Source organism: Pseudomonas sp. TE50-2, from assembly GCF_040813665.1.
Classification (GTDB): Bacteria; Pseudomonadota; Gammaproteobacteria; order Pseudomonadales; family Pseudomonadaceae; genus Aquipseudomonas; species Aquipseudomonas soli.
Map to the genome: position 1 here is coordinate 3,763,474 of NZ_JBFNXN010000001.1, position 16,341 is coordinate 3,779,814.

General features: G+C 64.8%; 13 protein-coding genes. 1 reads left to right on the top strand and 12 read right to left on the bottom strand.

Annotated elements, in window-relative coordinates; all coding sequences use genetic code 11:
- Window positions 1-41 precede the first annotated feature (41 nt).
- Complete coding sequence (locus AAHK21_RS17195) at window positions 42-455, top strand: VOC family protein (RefSeq protein ID WP_046854071.1); 414 nt, start codon at window positions 42-44, stop codon at window positions 453-455.
- Window positions 456-569: 114 nt separating this feature from the next.
- On the opposite strand, the gene AAHK21_RS17200 is transcribed toward AAHK21_RS17195, so the two are convergent.
- From AAHK21_RS17200 to AAHK21_RS17255, 12 genes are all read right to left on the bottom strand, one after another.
- A complete protein-coding gene (locus AAHK21_RS17200; RefSeq protein ID WP_367857860.1) occupies window positions 570-3,506 on the bottom strand; it encodes a DUF748 domain-containing protein in 2,937 nt (978 codons plus the stop codon).
- 79 nt (window positions 3,507-3,585) lie between these two features.
- Entirely contained in the window at window positions 3,586-4,455 is an 870-nt protein-coding gene (locus AAHK21_RS17205) for an oxygenase MpaB family protein (protein WP_367857861.1), read from the bottom strand.
- 31 nt (window positions 4,456-4,486) lie between these two features.
- Window positions 4,487-4,840: an antibiotic biosynthesis monooxygenase gene (locus AAHK21_RS17210; protein WP_367857862.1), complete on the bottom strand. Its 354-nt coding sequence runs from the start codon at window positions 4,838-4,840 to the stop codon at window positions 4,487-4,489.
- Window positions 4,841-4,874: 34 nt separating this feature from the next.
- A complete protein-coding gene (locus AAHK21_RS17215; RefSeq protein WP_367857863.1) occupies window positions 4,875-5,858 on the bottom strand; it encodes a zinc-dependent alcohol dehydrogenase family protein in 984 nt (327 codons plus the stop codon).
- Window positions 5,859-6,028: 170 nt separating this feature from the next.
- Window positions 6,029-6,331 carry a helix-turn-helix transcriptional regulator gene (locus tag AAHK21_RS17220; protein WP_023631021.1) on the bottom strand — a complete coding sequence of 101 codons (303 nt, stop codon included), beginning with the start codon at window positions 6,329-6,331 and terminating at the stop codon, window positions 6,029-6,031.
- A gap of 81 nt (window positions 6,332-6,412) precedes the next feature.
- Window positions 6,413-8,347: an acetate--CoA ligase gene (acs, locus tag AAHK21_RS17225; RefSeq protein ID WP_367857864.1), complete on the bottom strand. Its 1,935-nt coding sequence runs from the start codon at window positions 8,345-8,347 to the stop codon at window positions 6,413-6,415.
- A 156-nt stretch (window positions 8,348-8,503) separates the two neighbouring features.
- Window positions 8,504-10,168 carry a glucose-6-phosphate isomerase gene (pgi, locus tag AAHK21_RS17230; RefSeq protein WP_038706862.1) on the bottom strand — a complete coding sequence of 555 codons (1,665 nt, stop codon included), beginning with the start codon at window positions 10,166-10,168 and terminating at the stop codon, window positions 8,504-8,506.
- Between the two features lie 190 nt (window positions 10,169-10,358).
- Entirely contained in the window at window positions 10,359-11,222 is an 864-nt protein-coding gene (gene panC, locus AAHK21_RS17235) for a pantoate--beta-alanine ligase (RefSeq protein ID WP_367857865.1), read from the bottom strand.
- A complete protein-coding gene (gene panB / locus AAHK21_RS17240) occupies window positions 11,219-12,019 on the bottom strand; it encodes a 3-methyl-2-oxobutanoate hydroxymethyltransferase (RefSeq protein ID WP_046854079.1) in 801 nt (266 codons plus the stop codon). Before panB ends, panC begins: the two co-directional genes overlap by 4 nt.
- Before the next feature lie 250 nt (window positions 12,020-12,269).
- Window positions 12,270-12,749 (bottom strand): 2-amino-4-hydroxy-6-hydroxymethyldihydropteridine diphosphokinase, encoded by a 480-nt coding sequence (gene folK, locus AAHK21_RS17245; protein WP_046854080.1) that lies wholly within the window; start codon window positions 12,747-12,749, stop codon window positions 12,270-12,272.
- Window positions 12,750-12,751: 2 nt separating this feature from the next.
- The gene (locus tag AAHK21_RS17250; protein WP_046854081.1) at window positions 12,752-14,146 is read right to left on the bottom strand and encodes a polynucleotide adenylyltransferase PcnB; all 1,395 of its coding nucleotides are present in this window, start codon (window positions 14,144-14,146) and stop codon (window positions 12,752-12,754) included.
- 748 nt (window positions 14,147-14,894) lie between these two features.
- Window positions 14,895-16,337: a sigma-54-dependent transcriptional regulator gene (locus AAHK21_RS17255; RefSeq protein ID WP_367857866.1), complete on the bottom strand. Its 1,443-nt coding sequence runs from the start codon at window positions 16,335-16,337 to the stop codon at window positions 14,895-14,897.
- Between the last annotated feature and the right edge of the window lie 4 nt (window positions 16,338-16,341).

A 16,341-nucleotide genomic window follows, 5' to 3' on the forward strand; every position in this document is an offset into this window, starting at 1 on the left:
AAATTCTATTATGAATTGTATACAAAAAAGGAGCCGCGCTCATGTCCGATCTACCTGCCCGCCCAGGCCGTCTCAATGGCCTGCGGCACATCGCCCTGCTGGTCCCCAACCTGGAGGAGTGCGAGCGCTTCTACGTGGATGTGCTGGGCATGGAGGTGCTCAACCGTGCCAACGAAGACCTGGTCTACCTCACCTGCGGCAACGACAACCTGTCGCTCGGGCGCGGCGCAGGCGCGGCCAACGGGCTACAGACCCTGGATCACTATGGTTTCATCGTCGACAGCGTGGAGGAACTGGAAGCCTGGTACCAGTACTTCAAGGCCCATGGCGTGACGCTGCTGGACCGCCCGTTCAATCACGGCGATGGCGCGCGCAGCTTCCATTTGCTGGACCCGGCGGGGAACAAGGTGCAGCCGCTGTATCACCCGGCGGTATCGGGGCAACGGCTGGCCTGATGGTATTGATCGCCTGCGCTGCCCTCATCGCCGGCAAGCCGGCTCCCACAGAGGTACAGTCTGTATCTGTGGGAGCCGGCTTGCCGGCGATGAGGGCGACTCGGTCGAGAAGGTTTACTCGGCATCCAGATGCATCGGCGTCACCACGCGGCCATCGCTCTCGGCCTGGCCGAGATTGGTGTCGATGAAGTACACCCGGTCATCTTCCAGCTGGCCCTTGTCCACCAGGTAGTCCTTGATGCTGCTGGCCCGCTCCTGGCCCAGGTTGCGCAGCAACACGGCGCTTTCCGCCCAGGACTTGATGACCGCCTCGCGCAGCTTGGCGCTGCGCTCGTCACGGCCCAGGTCCTGCCATTCAGCCGGGGGCTGCTGCTTCAGGCGGGTACGGTAGATGCCCTCGAGCATCGCCGGCTTGTCGCTGTCGTCCACCACCAGCAACGAAGCATTGGCCGGCACCTTGTCGCCCCGACGCTGGAGGATCTTGTACCAGGTCGCCTGGTACTCGCGCTCCAGGCGCTGCTGGGCGATCAGCGGGCCGTCACTGCTCTGGGCCGCCGTGCCTTCGATTTCCAGGCGCAGCTCGGGGCGCTCCTTGAGGGCCGAGGCGAGCTTGTCCAGGGACGCTTGAACCTCGGGCGTAAGGTCGCTCGAGCCGGCGGCGAACGACACGTTGCCGAGATCTTCCGCGCCACCTCCCGAGACCAGCCCGCCAAGCAGCTTGAACGGCGCCTGCGCCGCGCGCAGCACCAGGTTGCGCAGGGTCTGCCAGACGATCGGCATCACGCTGAACTGGGGGTTGTTGAGGTCGCCCGACACCGGCAACTCGATGGAGATCTTGCCTTCGGTATCCTTGAGCAGGGCCACTGCCAGGCGGATCGGCAGGTCCACGGCATCCGGGCTGTCGACCTTCTCGCCCAGCTGCAGTTGCTCGATCACCACCTTGTTCTCGGCCTTGAGCTGGCCGTTGGTGATCAGGTAATGCAGGTCGAGGTTCAACCGCCCCTTGCGGATGCGCATACCGGCGAACTTGCCGGAGTAGGGCGTCAGGGTTGTCAGCTCGACGCGCTTGAAGCTGGTGGCGATGTCGAGGCTGGCCAGTGGGTTGAACGGGTTGAGCGCGCCCTTGATGGTCACAGGCGCGTAACGGTCCACCTTGCCCTTGATATCGACCTTGGCCGGTAGCGGCTTGCGGTTGTCGATGGTGCCGATCTGGCCGTTGAGCTGCTGGACTGCGGTGGCGAAGTTGGGCGTCAGGGTCAGGTCGGCGAAGTTGGCCGAGCCGTCGTTGATGCTGATCTGGCCGATGTGGATGCCCAGCTCCTTGCCGCTGCCGGCAGCGGCGGGCTTGCTCGGGGCCGAGGCAGGTTTGTCGGCGGGTTGCGGGATCAGCAGGTCGTCGACGTTGGTGGTGCGGTCTTCGTTGATGATGAAGCGTGCGTAGGGTTGCAGCAGGGTGACCTTGTCGATCGACAGGGCATCGCCATGCACGTACGACAGGCCATCGACGTTGACCTGCTGCCATTTGACGAAGTCGCGGTTCTTGATGGTGTCCAGGGTGTGCAGCTGGTTGGCCTGGGCCTTGCCGGTGATGGTGAAGGCCAGGGGCTCGGTGCTCTTGAGGTCGACCTTGAGGTCGCTGGAGAGCATGCCACTGCGCAGCTCCAGGCGGATGAACGGGCTGATGTAGGCCTGGGCCACCCGCAGGTCGATATCGCGGGTGGCAACGTCGAGCTTGGCCGAGACCGGTGCCAGGTTGACCTGGCCTGCGGCCTGCAGCTTGCCCTGCTTGCCCACGCCGGTGTCGAGCTTGAGGGTGAAGGGCGACTGGTTGAGGCTGTCGAAATTCTGCAGGTCGAGGTTGAGCGGGCCGACATCCAGGGCCACCGGCTCTTTCTGGCTGCGATCGGCCAGGTGGACCATGTAGTTGCGCGCCTGCACGTCCTTGAGCAGGACCTGCCAGGGCTTGCTCGGCTCTTTGGCAGCCTGTTCTTCCGGGGTGGGTTCGGCGGCGGCGGGCTCGGCCTTTTCCTTTGGCGTGGCCTTGGCCGGCTGGCTGGCGAACAGCTTCTGCCAGTCGAGCTGGCCGTCCTTCTCCAGGGCTGCCCAGGTTTCCAGCTTGTCGCTGCGGATCTTGCCGACGGTGACCAACTGCTTGGCCAGGTCGATGGAGGTTTCACTGACCTCCAGGCTGGCCAGGCGCGCCAGTGGGCGGCCATCCGGGGCCTTGATGGCGAAGGGCGCGACCCGCACCGAGGTGTTGTCGAGCAGCAGCTCGGTTTCCTTGGAAAGGTTGAGCTTGTAGTGGGTGTCGAGGCTGACCATGCCGTCTTCCAGCACCAGCGGCATGGCGTCGCGCACGTAAGGCCAGAACAGCTTCATCTTGCCGTCGGTGACTTTCAGCGTGCCCTCGGAAGCGATTGGCGTCAGGCTGAGCGTGCCGCTCCAGTCGATACGCCCACCCGCCGGGCCGTTAGCCACCAGGGTCATGTCGGCGTTGTCGTCGGGCAGGGTGCTGAGGTTCTTCAGCTCCAGGTTCATCGAGTCGTAGAGAAACTCGATCGGCTCGCTCGGGCGCAGGTCCTGGAAGTGCAGGTAGCCTTCGCTCAGCTTGATGCTGGCGATGCGCAGCGGGAACGGGTCGCTTGGCGGTTCCTCGGCCTTGGGCTCGCTGGGCGGAAGCTTGAACAGCTGGGCCAGGTTGAGGCTGCCGTCCTTGGCGAACAGCAGCTCGGTACGTGGCTTGTCCAGCTCTACCGCGTCGAGGCGCAGGGCCTTGGTCCACAGGCTGTCGAGGGACAGGTTGGCGTAGAGGCGTTCGAAGCCGACCTGCTCCTTGCCGGGTTCGCCGATCTGCAGGCCCCACAGGGTCAGTTCAAGGCTGAACGGGTTGAGTTCGATGCGCTGCAGATGCGCCGGCACCGTGGCGTACTGCGCCAATTGCTGGTTGGCGATGCGCAGGGCGATGCCGGGGAGAATGAAGAAGCCGAGCAGGCTGTACAGGGCCACGAGGGCCACGAGTGCGCCGAGGGCGCGGGTCAATCCTTTGGGCATGTGTCGCTTCGTCTGTATCAGGCTGGAGTGCTTGGAGTATGGCACGTTAAATCGGTTCCGATGAACGGACCAAAATACCTCATTCGACGCCCATGCGCCGCCTGGCGCGCTGCGCCGAGCCATTGCGCATGGCCCAGCGCAGCACTGGCGCGGTATTGCTCAGGCCCAGGCGGATCATGCGCCGCTCGACCGCGCCCTGGTGCAGGCCGAGCATTGCGCTGGCCCAGTCCGGCAGCAGGTCGATGCCGGCCTTGAGCATCAGCTTGCCCACCGGCTCGGCGAGGCGGCTGGGGGCCGGGGCCCTGAGCAGGATATCGACCACCTCGAGGCTGCGCGCATCGCACTGCAACTGCGGGCGCATGCGCTGCAGGTAGGCATCCACCTCGGCACAGGAGCGGGGCACGTCGCGCGCGCCCAGGCGTTCGGCGATCAGGGCGATCTCGTTGTAGTAGGCGTCCTGCGCGCTACGCGGCAGATCAGGATTGCGGTAGCGCAGGTGGGCGGCGAGGAAGCTGCTGACTTCGGCCACATGCACCCAGGTCAGCAGGTCGGGGTCGCTGGCGGCGTAGGGGCGGCCATCGGCCGCGGTGCCGACCACCTTGAGGTGGATGGTGCGGACCTTGTCGATCAGCCACTCGGCGTCACGGGTCGAACCGAAGGTGGTGCCGGAAATGAACTGGCTGGTGCGGCGCAGGCGGCCGAGCAGGTCCTGGCGAAAGTTCGAATGGTCCCAGACCCCGGCCAGGGCCAGCGGATGCAGCAGTTGCAGCATCAGCGCGCTGATCCCGCCCACCAGCATGCTGGGGAAGTCGCCGTGTACCTGCCAGCTGATGCTCTGTGGGCCGAACAGGCCGGGATCGCCCTTGGGCGACTCCAGGTTGAGCTGGCCGAGGGCCAGCCCGGTGAGGCTCATGACTTGGGTTTCGATGCGGCGACGCAAGGTTTCCATGGCGACCTGTGCTGGCCGCCATGGCGGCCGTCTATGGGGTTGGGCGATTGTCGTCCAGTCGGGCACTGCCCGGGCTGGTGGGCACGTGCGTTTCGAACGCGCCGCCCTGCACATGATAAACCGTGGGCTCCTCGGAAAAATATGGTGTCAGGTGAGCCATGAAGACCTGGTGGTCTTCACTGGTCTCGAAACCCGGCGCGTGGTCCTCGAGTGTTTGCCATTGCACGATCAGGTTGAATTGATGGGGGCTCTCGATCCCTTGCGCGAGCATATGGCTGACGTGACCCTTGGCTCGGCTGAGCAACGGGGCGACCTCGGCGAATGCGTGCGTGAAGGTATCGACGTGGGTCGGATGAATGGGAAGCAGGGCAATTTCGTAGATCATGGCGGTCCTTGAAGTCGAAAGGGTGGCAGGTGCTTCAAGCGCTGGCGGGATCGGCCATGGGCGCGACCGCAATGGCGATCTTCCCTTGCAGGCCATTATTGGCGCTTTGCAGCCGGGCATGGGCGAGGGGAACCTCAGCGAGGGGGTAGACGGCGCCCACGTGTGGCTTCAGTTGCCCGCGCTCGACCAGCGCGCTCAACTCGTCGAGCTTGCCGCGGTGCTGCCGGGTGAAGACGAAGTGGTAACTCGCGTTGCGGCCCCAGGCCTGGATCAGGTTCTGCGGTTGCGCGATGTCCACGATCGACACCACGCGCCCCAGTTGCGCCAGGACGTCCGGGCTGCGTGCCAGGGTATCGCCACCGATGGTGTCGAAGACCACGTCGACGCCTTGGCCCCCGGTTTCCCGCAGGACGACATCGACATAATCCTGATGCTTATAGTCGATGACCACGTCCGCGCCCATTTGCCGCACGAATTCGGCATTGGCCTCGCGCACGGTGGTGAACACCCTGGCGCCCATGGCCTTGGCCAGCTGGATCGCCACGTGGCCGACACCGCCTGCGCCGCCGTGAACCAGAATGCGCTCGCCCACCCTGAGCGCCGCACGTACTACCAGGGCCTCCCAGGCCGTGCCGCCGACCAGGCTCAGGCTGGCGGCCTCCAGATGACTCAGCGAAGGCGGCTTCAGGCCGACGATGCCTTCGGCGGCGACGTGGTACTCGGCATAGCTGCCCGCCCCTTCGAAGATCTGCGGTGTGTACCACACCTCGTCGCCCGGCCTGAACGCGGTCACGCCCGGCCCGACGGCTTCGACGACGCCGGAAACGTCGTGCCCGGTAATGGCCGGGAGGGGCACCAGGTCGGGGTAGTCGCCACGCCGAACCTGGTAATCCAGGGGGTTGATGGAGGTGGCATGCACCCGAACCAGCACCTGTCCGGCCTGCGGCACCGGTTTGGCGACATCGCGATAGGCGAATGCGTCCGGGCCGCCAAAGGAATCCAGTATCAATGCTTTCATGGTGTTTCCTCGCTTCGATAAAAAGGGATATCGGGAAATATCGATGTATCAAGTAGAGTGAAGTTGCTGTTCTGTGCCTTGGCACCTGCCAGGTGCCGCAGTTGTTGCCTCCTTGAGTTCGGTAAAACGGGATATCGGGAAAAGTCGATGTATAGAGATAAAAGTAAAACCTACAACTCGCTCCCGATCAGCTCGGCGAGCGCGCTGATGGCTGCTTCGTTACGTTTGTAATAGGTCCACTGGCCAATGCGCCGGACTTCGACCAGGCCTGCGCGCTGCAGGGTGGCCAGGTAGTCGGACACCGTCGACTGCGACAACCCCACGCCTTCCTGGATGCTGCTCACACAGACGCCCACGGTATGAACGTCACCTTCGTCCTGGGGAGGAAAGTGTTTCACCGGGTCTTTCAGGCCTTTGAGGATCTCGAGACGGGTCCGGTTCGAGAGTGCCTTGAATATGTCGAGCAGTTCCATGGCACGATAATATCGGGATTTACCGATATGTCAATGCGGTAAAGGATGATCGGGGCGGCGGTGGTGGCCGCCCCGAGGGTTCTACTGGTTGAGACGTTTGTCGATCAGCCCCTGGACCACGCTGGGGTCGGCGAGGGTGGACGTATCCCCCAGGTTATCCAGCTCGTTGCAGGCGATCTTGCGCAGGATGCGCCGCATGATCTTGCCCGAGCGGGTCTTGGGCAGGGCGGGCGCCCACTGGATCAGCTCGGGCTTGGCGAAGCTGCCGATTTCCTTGCTGACCAGGGCCAGCAGTTCGGCCTTGAGCGCATCATCCGGTTCTATGCCGTTCATGGGGGTGACGAAGGCATAGACGCCCTGGCCCTTGAGGTCATGGGGATAACCGACCACCGCGGCTTCGGCGACGCTGTCGTGCAGCACCAGCGCGCTCTCCACCTCGGCGGTACCGATACGGTGGCCGGAGACATTGATCACGTCGTCGATGCGCCCGGTGATCCAGTAGTCGCCATCGGCGTCGCGGCGGGCGCCGTCGCCGGTGAAGTAATAGCCGGGCATGGGCTTGAAGTAGGTGTCGACCATGCGCTGGTGATCGCCGTAGACGCTGCGGATCTGCCCGGGCCAGCTGGCCTTGATCGCCAGCAGGCCGGCGCCTGGCCCCTCGATGAGCTTGCCCTTTTCATCCAGCAGCACCGGCTGCACGCCGAACATCGGTTGGGTGGCGCAACCGGGTTTGAGCCTTTGTGTGCCGGGAAGGGGCGTGAGCATGATGCCGCCGGTCTCGGTCTGCCACCAGGTGTCGACGATGGGGCAGCGTTTCTGCCCGACCGCCTCGAAGTACCATTCCCAGGCCTCTGGGTTGATCGGCTCGCCGACGCTGCCGAGCAGGCGCAGGCTCTGGCGCGAGGTGCCCTGCAGCGGGCCGGAGCCTTCACGCATCAGGGCCCGCAATGCGGTGGGCGCGGTGTAGAAGATGTTCACCTTATGCTTGTCCACCACCTGCCAGAAACGCGAGGTGTCGGGGTAGTTGGGCACGCCCTCGAACATCAGCGAGATCGCGCCGTTGGCCAGCGGGCCATAGACGATATAGCTGTGGCCGGTGACCCAGCCGACGTCGGCGGTGCACCAGAACACCTCGCCGTCGCGGTAATCGAATACCACCTTGAAGGTCATCGTGGCCTGCAGCAGGTAGCCGGCGGTGCTGTGCAGCACGCCCTTGGGTTTGCCGGTGCTGCCGGAGGTGTAGAGGATGAACAGCGGGTCCTCGGCGCTCATCGGTTCGGGCGGGCAGTCGTCGCCGGCTTTTACTGTTGCCTCGTGGTACCAGAGGTCACGGCCGTCGCTCCAGCCGACGTCACCGCCGGTGCGCTTGACCACGAGCACGCTGCTGACGGCCGGGCAGCTGGCCAGCGCCTTGTCGACATTCTGCTTGAGCGGTATGCGCTTGCCGCCGCGCACCCCTTCGTCGGCAGTGATCACGGTACGGCAATCGGCGTCGAGGATACGGTCGCGCAGGGCATCGGGGGAGAAGCCGCCAAACACCACCGAGTGAATGGCGCCGATGCGGGTGCAGGCGAGCATCGCGTAGGCGGCCTCGGGGATCATCGGCATGTAGATGCACACCCGGTCGCCTTTGTTCACACCCCGGGCTTTCAGGGCATTGGCCAGCCGGCACACCTGGCGGTGCAGCTCGCGGTAGCTGATGGCCTTGCTGTCCTTGGGATCGTCGCCCTCCCAGAGCAGCGCGGTCTGTTCGCCGCGCTTGGCCAGGTGGCGATCGATGCAGTTATGGCTGACATTCAGTTGGGCGCCGTCGAACCAGCGCGCCGTGCCGGTCTTCAGGTCGCATTGCTGCACGCTCGACCAGGGCTTGATCCAGTCCAGGCGCTTGGCCTGCTCGGCCCAGAAGGTGTCGGGGTCGTCCACCGACTGGCGATAGAGGCGGCGGTAGTCGTCGTCGGAGAGTGTGGCGGCCTGGCTGACGGCCAGTGCCTCGGGATAGTCGCGGATATCGAACATGGCGGGTGGTCCTGCTCTTGTTAGGGGCGAGGGACTGCAACGGCTATTCGATGGACAGTGTAGAAGGTGGGGGTGTTCCCGGGCGGAAAGCATCGCGGGGCAAGCCGCATCGGCGCACCGATGCGATTTGCCCCGCGATTGACGGCTACAGGTCGATCAGCCGCGATGACGGCCGCGGAAGTAGTTGATCAGGCCCTGGGTCGAGCCATCCTCGGCGCTGTCTTCCTGGGCCCCGACCAGGCGCTGGTACACGCCCTTGCCCAGTTCCTTGCCCAGCTCCACACCCCACTGGTCGAAGGCGTTGATGCCCCAGACCACGCTCTGCACGAACACCTTGTGTTCGTACATTGCCACCAGCGCGCCAAGGCGGCGCGGGCTGATGCGCTCGACCACCAGGGTGTTGCTCGGGCGGTTGCCCGGGATCACCTTGTGCGGCGCCAGCTTGGCGATGTCGTCCTGGTTCAGGCCCTTGGCGCGCAGTTCGGCCTCGGCTTCCTCGCGGGTCTTGCCGAGCATCAGTGCCTGGCTCTGCGACAGGCAGTTGGCGTACAGCCACTGGTGATGGTCGGCCACCGGGTTGAAGCTCACCACCGGCACGATGAAGTCGGCCGGGATCAGCTGGGTGCCCTGGTGCAGCAGCTGGTGGTAGGCGTGCTGGCCGTTGCAGCCGACGCCGCCCCAGATCACCGGGCCGGTTTCGGTCTGCACTGGCGTGCCATCGGTCAGCACGCTCTTGCCGTTGGACTCCATGTCCAGCTGCTGCAGGTGCTTGGTGATGTTGCGCAGGTAGTGGTCGTACGGCAGGATCGCGTGGCTGCGGGCGCCCCAGAAGTTGCCGTACCACACGCCCAGCAAGGCCAGCAGCACCGGCATGTTCTTCTCGAACGGCGCGGTCTGGAAGTGCTGGTCCATGGTGTAGGCGCCGGACAGCAGCTCCTTGAAGTTGGCGGTGCCGATGGCCAGCGCGATCGGCAGGCCGATGGCCGACCACAGCGAGTAACGCCCACCCACCCAGTCCCACATCGGGAAGATGTTCTCTTCGCGGATGCCGAAGGCCACGGCCGCGGCCTTGTTGCTCGACACGGCGATGAAGTGGCGGTACAGCTCGGCTTCCGAGCCGCCCTGGGCCAGGTACCAGGTACGCGCGGCCATGGCGTTCTTCAGGGTTTCGAGGGTGTTGAACGACTTCGACGACACGATGAACAGGGTGGTCTCGGCGCGCAGGTTGGCCGACAGTTCATGGAACTCGCTGCCGTCGATGTTCGCCAGGTAGTGGCAGCGCACGCCGCGTTGGGCGTAGGGCAGCAGAGCCTCGGAGACCAGCTCCGGGCCCAGGAACGAGCCGCCGATGCCGATGTTGACCACGTCGGTGATCGGCTTCTCGCTGTAGCCGCGCCACAGGCCGTCGTGGATGCGCCCGACCAGCTCGGTGATCTGGTTGAGCACCTTGTGCACTTCGGGCATCACGTTGACGCCGTTCACGCTGAGCTTGTCGCCGACCGGGCGGCGCAGGGCGGTGTGCAGCACCGGGCGGCCTTCGGAGGCGTTGATGATCTCGCCGCTGAACATCGACTTGATGGCTGCTTCCAGGTCGACTTCCTTGGCCAGGTTGACCAGCAGGTCTCGGGTCTGCTCGGTAATCAGGTTCTTCGAGTAGTCGAGAAACAGGCCGCAGCTGCTCAAGGAGAACTGGTCGAAGCGCTTGCCGTCGGCGGCGAAGGCTTCGCGCATGCTGAAGCCCTGCATGGCGTCGCGGTGTTGCTGGAGCGCCTGCCAGGCGGGCAGCGCCGTCACATCGTGGGGGGTACGGTAATACGCCATTGCGGGTGGTTTCCTTGTTGCATGGTCAGGCTTGGACAGCGGCAGTCATTGCCGGTTGCAAGCTGGACATTATAGGCATTGGCGCCAAGGCGGGAATGGGGGGAGGCGGGCGGTGCGGATTAAAAATTGTCACCGGCCTGATACTCAAGGCACGCGTGGGGCGGCGTTGAGCCGCTCCCACGCGTCGAGCTCAGGCGGTCTGCTCTTCCAGGTGCAGATAAAGATTGTCGATCAGCCGGGTGTTACCCAGGTAAGCTGCGGCGATCACCACCAGGTCACGGTCATCGACCTGCGCCGGGCGCAGGGTGACGGCGTGGCGTACTTCCAGGTAATCCTTACGGAACCCGGCGGCTTCGAGTTGCGCCTGGCCCTCGGCGATCAGCGCCGCGTAGTCGCGCTGGCCACGGCGCAGGGCCTCGGCCATGCCGCCCAGCACACGGTACAGCGCCGGCGCGGCGGCACGCTGCTCCGGCGTCAGGTAGCCATTGCGCGAGGACAGCGCCAGGCCATCCTCGGCGCGCACGGTCGGCTCGCCGATGATCTGGATCGGCATGTTCAGGTCGCGGACCATGGCGCGGATTACTGCCAGTTGCTGGAAATCTTTCTCGCCAAACACGGCCAGGTCCGGCTGGACCATGTTGAACAGCTTGCTGACCACTGTCGCCACGCCTTCGAAGTGGCCAGGACGGCTGGCGCCGCACAGCCCTTCGGACAGTTGCGGCACGCTGACGCGGGTCTGCACGGTCATGCCGTCGGGGTACATCTCCTCGACGGTAGGGGCGAACAGCAGGTGGCAGCCGGCCTGGAGCAGTTTCTCCTGGTCGGCGGCGAGGGTGCGCGGGTACTTGTCCAGGTCTTCGCCGGCGCCGAACTGCAACGGGTTGACGAAGATGCTAGCGACCACGAAGTCGGCACGCTGTGCGGCCTTGGTCACCAGGGCGGCGTGGCCGCTGTGCAGGTTGCCCATGGTCGGCACGAAGGCAATGCGCTTGCCCTCGCCACGAGCGCGGGCCACGGCGGCGCGCAGCTCACGGACGGTCTTGACGGTATTCATGCGCTGAACCCATGTTCGCTGCCGGGGAAGCTGACTTCCTTGACCGCGCGGACATAGGCGGCCAGGGCACTCTGGATGTCCGGCTGGCCGGCCATGAAGTTCTTCACGAACTTCGGCACGCGGCCGCTCAGCGACAGCCCGAGCATGTCGTGCAGCACCAGCACCTGGCCGTCGGTGGCACTGCCGGCACCGATGCCGATCACCGGAATGCTCACCGCCTGGGAGATTTCCGCGGCCAGCTCGCTGGGTACGCACTCGAGCAACAGCATGGCCGCGCCGGCCTGTTCCAGGGCGATGGCGTCGGCGCGCATCTGCCGTGCCTGGGCTTCCTGGCGCCCCTGGACCTTGTAGCCGCCCAGTACGTTGACCGTCTGCGGGGTCAGGCCCATGTGCGCGCACACTGGCACGCCGCGTTCGGCCAGCAGGCGGATGGTCTCGCCCAGCCAGGCGGCGCCTTCGATCTTGAGCATATGGGCGCCGGCGCGCATCAGTTCGGCGGCGTTGGCAAAAGCCTGCTCGGGGGTGGCGTGGGCCATGAACGGCAGGTCGGCGAGGATCAACGCCCCATCGTTGCCGCGTTTGACGCAGGCGGTGTGGTAGGCCATGTCACGGTTGGTGACGGGCAGGGTGCTGTCATGGCCCTGCAGGACCATGCCCAGGGAGTCGCCCACCAGCAGCACTTCCACGCCGGCCTGGCTGGCTGCCTTGGCGAAGGTCGCGTCATAGCAGGTCAGCATGGTGATTTTTTCACCCTTGGCCTTCAGGCCGTGCAGGGTGGTCAGGGTTACTTCAGGCATGTAGGGGAGTCCTCGTTCAGGCGCTGTGAACAACAACTGCGTACAACGCGTGTATTCATCTTCCGGAGCGGCACATCATCGGTCGTGATGTTCGGGCACAGATCCGTCCGAGCCTAAATGGGTTATTGCGGCACAGTGGCGCCGCGGGACGCCTATAGTCGTGAGCGAGGTGGGGGAAGTCAACCAGCCGTGTTACCGCATTGTTACGGCGTGGGTGTTACTGGCGTTACCGCCGTCTGAAACGCCCGATTTACAGGCGTTCCAGGCCGACGAACGGGCAGCCCTCGAGCAATTGCGCGAGGGGTCGGCCGTCGGCAAGGCGGAAGCTTTCGGGAACCAGCTCGGCGAGCGGGTAGAGCACGAAGGGGCGGGCCTGCATATGGTAGTGCGGCACTTTCAGGCGCGGCACGTCGATGACCTGGTCGCCGAACAGCAGCATGTCCAGGTCGAGGGTGCGTGGGCCCCAGCGTTCCTTGCGTACGCGGCCCTGGCCGTTCTCGATGGCCTGCAGGGCGTCCAGCAGGTCCAGCGGTGCCAGTGCGGTGTCGATGGCCGCCACGGCGTTGGTGTAGCGTGGCTGACCCGGCAGCAGCGAATCGCTGGTGTAGAGCGCCGAGGCCGCCGCCAGGCGGGTCTCGGCGATCAGGTCCAGCGCCTGCAGGGCGCTGCGCAGCTGCTCGGCGGGCTCATCCAGGTTGCTGCCCAGGCCGATGTACGCACGGGTGGTCATGCTCAGTCCCAGGCCTGCTCGTCGTCACGCTTGCGCTTGCCGCCACTGCGCTTGCGCTTGCGTGGGCCGGCACCGGCGCCAGCGGCGTCGTCACGGTTGCCCAGCTCGCGGATCATGTCGCGGCGCTGGCTGTCGTTGGCGTCCTGGTAGTCAGTCCACCATTGGCCCAGCCCATCGGTTTCCTCGCCGGCGCTTTCGCGCAGCAGCAGGAAGTCGTAGCCGGCGCGGAAACGCGGGTTGTCCAGCAGCATGTCGGCGCGCTTGCCGCTGCGCCGTGGCAGGCGCTCCTGCATGTCCCAGATCTCGCGGATCGGCAGGGTGAAGCGCTTGGGGATGGCGATGCGTGCGCACTGTTCGGCGATCAGGTCGTGGGCCGCGCCGTTCATGGCCGGAATCGGCGGCACGCCCTGGCTCTGCAGGTAAAGTACGCGGCTTGGCAGGGCTGGCCAGAGTAGCGCGGCGAACAGGAAGGCGGGCGTCACCGGCTTGCCCTGCTTGACGCGCAGGTCGGTGTTGGCCAATGCCTGGCTGATCAAGCTGTGGGTGTAGCTCGGACGTTCTTCCAGGGCGTGGCTGCTGGCCGGGAACAACGGCTCGAACAATTGCAGGTCGACCAGCATCTCGAAGGTGATCGCCCCCTGGCCGTTGAGGAACAGCTTGAGGCTTTCCTCGAACAGGCGCGCGGGAGGGATGTCGCGCAGCATCGGCGCCAGCTCGCGGATCGGCTGCACGGTGTGCTTCTCGATGCCGAAGTCCAGCTTGGCGGCGAAGCGCACGGCACGCAGCATGCGTACCGGATCTTCCTGGTAACGGTGGGTCGGATCGCCGATCAGGCGCAGCAGCCGGTTACGGATGTCGTGGACACCGTTGGCGTAGTCGAGGATGCGCTCGCTGACCGGGTCGTAGTACAGGGCGTTGATGGTGAAATCGCGGCGTTGCGCGTCTTCTTCCAACGTGCCGTACACGTTGTCGCGCAGGATGCGACCGCTGGCATTGTGCGACGAACGGTGGCTATCGGACTGGTCGTCATCGGAGTGGGGCGCACGGAAGGTGGCGACCTCGATGATGTCACGGCCGAAATGCACGTGAACCAGCTTGAAGCGCCGGCCGATGATGCGGGCGTTGCGGAACTCCGCGCGGATCTGCTCGGGGGTGGCGCTGGTGGCCACGTCGAAGTCCTTGGGCGTGATGCCCAGCAGCAGGTCGCGCACGCAGCCACCGACCAGGTAGGCCTGGTAGCCGGCCGCCTGCAGGCGCTCGACAATGCCCACGGCATGGCGGCTGAACTGGCTGCGTTGCAGCGAGTGCTGGCTCTTGTTGATCACTTCAGGCGTGGTGCGCCTGTGGTGCTGGCCACGAACGGGCGGGCGGAACGACTGGAACAGCTTCTTCAGCATGGGATGCACTGTTTGAAGGAATGATCGGCCAAGGATAGGAGAATGGCCGCATGATGGGCGGGGATTCTAGCATTTACTGGGGGAATGGTGTAGGCGGTGTGCCAAGCGTGATGCAGAAGTGAGAAACGACATGGGGAGCCGAAGCTCCCCATCAAGTCGTTGCGTGCTCTTATTGTTCTTCTGCCGGGCTTCTTGTTTTTGTTGAATGCCCTGTCCACAAATCTCGAAGCTTGTGGACGACCCCCAAACCGGGGGTGAAGAGCAAACGGATTGCTTTGGTCGCCGAGTTGATGCTGATCTGTCGATCCAATCAGTTCAGGTGCTGCTTTTGAGTGCAGTTTTTGTTGTTCTCTGCCTGATCGTGGGGCAAGCCCCAAACACAACGCCTCTCCAAAAGAATCAGTTAGCTGCGCCTCCGCCGTCTTGTTTTTATTGTGCGTGAGCCGTTTCGTCTTGTTCTTATTCTGAGTTGCAGTGCTTGTTATTGTTCTTGTACCAGACATATAGCAGGTGCCGTGCCAACTTTTGAAAACCCAATGAAATCGGGGGTTTCAGCGTTTCAGGCAGGTTTTGCCGCGGGGCAAATGTAGAAATTTCGTTACCTTACGCCTCGGGGGATGTTACGCCTGGCAGGGTAGGTAACAGATTTTTGCGGTAACTGATGTGTTACCCCCCCAAACGACCGCGGGGCAAGCCTGCCCCCACGCGCTGTGGGAGCGGGCTTGCCCCGCGATCGGATTACACAGGATCAGTTGTCGCTGGTGGCGTTGCTCTTGCGCCGCGGGATGCCCAGGCGCTGGCGGCGTTCCCACAGGCATTTGCGGCTGACGCCCAGCTTGCGGGCCAGTTCGGTTTCGGTCATGTGGTCCTGGTGCTCGAGCACGAAGTGCTGGAAGTAATCCTCCAGCGACAGGTCCTCGGTCGGCTCATGGCTGGCGCTGTTGCTGCTGGCCAGCGCCGGCAGGTTGTCCAGCATGTCGTCGTCTTCCAGGTCGCTCAGCTCGATGTCGATGCCCAGCAGGTCGGCGGAAATTTCCGCGCTTTCGCTGAGAATCACCGCGCGCTCCACCGCATTTTCCAGTTCGCGCACGTTGCCCGGCCAGCTGTAGTGGCGGATGGCTTGTTCGGCATCGTGGGCGAAATGCAGGTCGTCGCGACCGATCCGTGCGCTCTGGCGGGCAAGGAAGGCATTGGCGATCTCGTTGACGTCGCTGCCGCGCTCGCGCAGGGCCGGCAATTTCAGGGCGATCACATGCAGGCGGTAGTAAAGGTCTTCACGGAACTGCCCGGCTTTGGCCAGGTTCTTCAGGTCGCGGTGGGTGGCCGCGATCAGGCGCACGTCGACCTTCTGCGATTGCACCGAGCCCACCCGGCGGATCTCGCCTTCCTGCAACACCCGCAGCAGGCGGGCCTGGGCTTCCAGTGGCAGCTCGCCGATCTCGTCGAGGAACAGGGTGCCACCATCGGCCGCTTCGACCAGCCCCGCCCGGCCCGCGCTGGCGCCGGTGAAGGCGCCCTTCTCGTGGCCGAACAGTTCCGACTCGATGAGGGTTTCCGGGATCGCCGCGCAGTTCACCGAGATCATCGGTGCCTTCGCCCGGCGCGAGAGATTGTGCAGGGCGCGGGCGACCAGCTCTTTACCGGTACCGGATTCGCCCTGGATCAGCACATTGGAGTCGGTTGGCGCGACCTTGCGGATCTTCACGAACATGTCCTGCATCGGCGGGCAGGAGCCAATGATGCCGATCTCGCCGTTGGCGGCGGCGGCGCTGGCCTTGTCCGGGCTGGCCTTGCCGTTGGCGGCCCGGGGCTCGCCGGCCGGCGCCGAGGCCGGGGCGTTCACCCGGTCGCGCAGGATACGCGCCACGGCCTGGAGCATCTCGTCGTGGTCGAAGGGCTTGGCGATGTAGTCCACCGCGCCCATTTTCATCGAGTCCACCGCCGAGCGCAGGCTGGCGTAGCTGGTCATGATCAGTACCGGCGTGCCCTGGCCGAGCTTGATCAGCTCGGTACCCGGGGCACCCGGCAGGCGCAGGTCACTGACGATCAGGTCGAAGGTGGCAATGCTGAAGCGTTCCTGGGCTTCCTGCACCGAGCCGGCTTCGCTGACCTGGTACTGGTTCCGCTCGAGCAGGCGACGCAGGGCCGAGCGGATGATGGTTTCGTCTTCGACGATCAGAATGTGCGGCATTGAT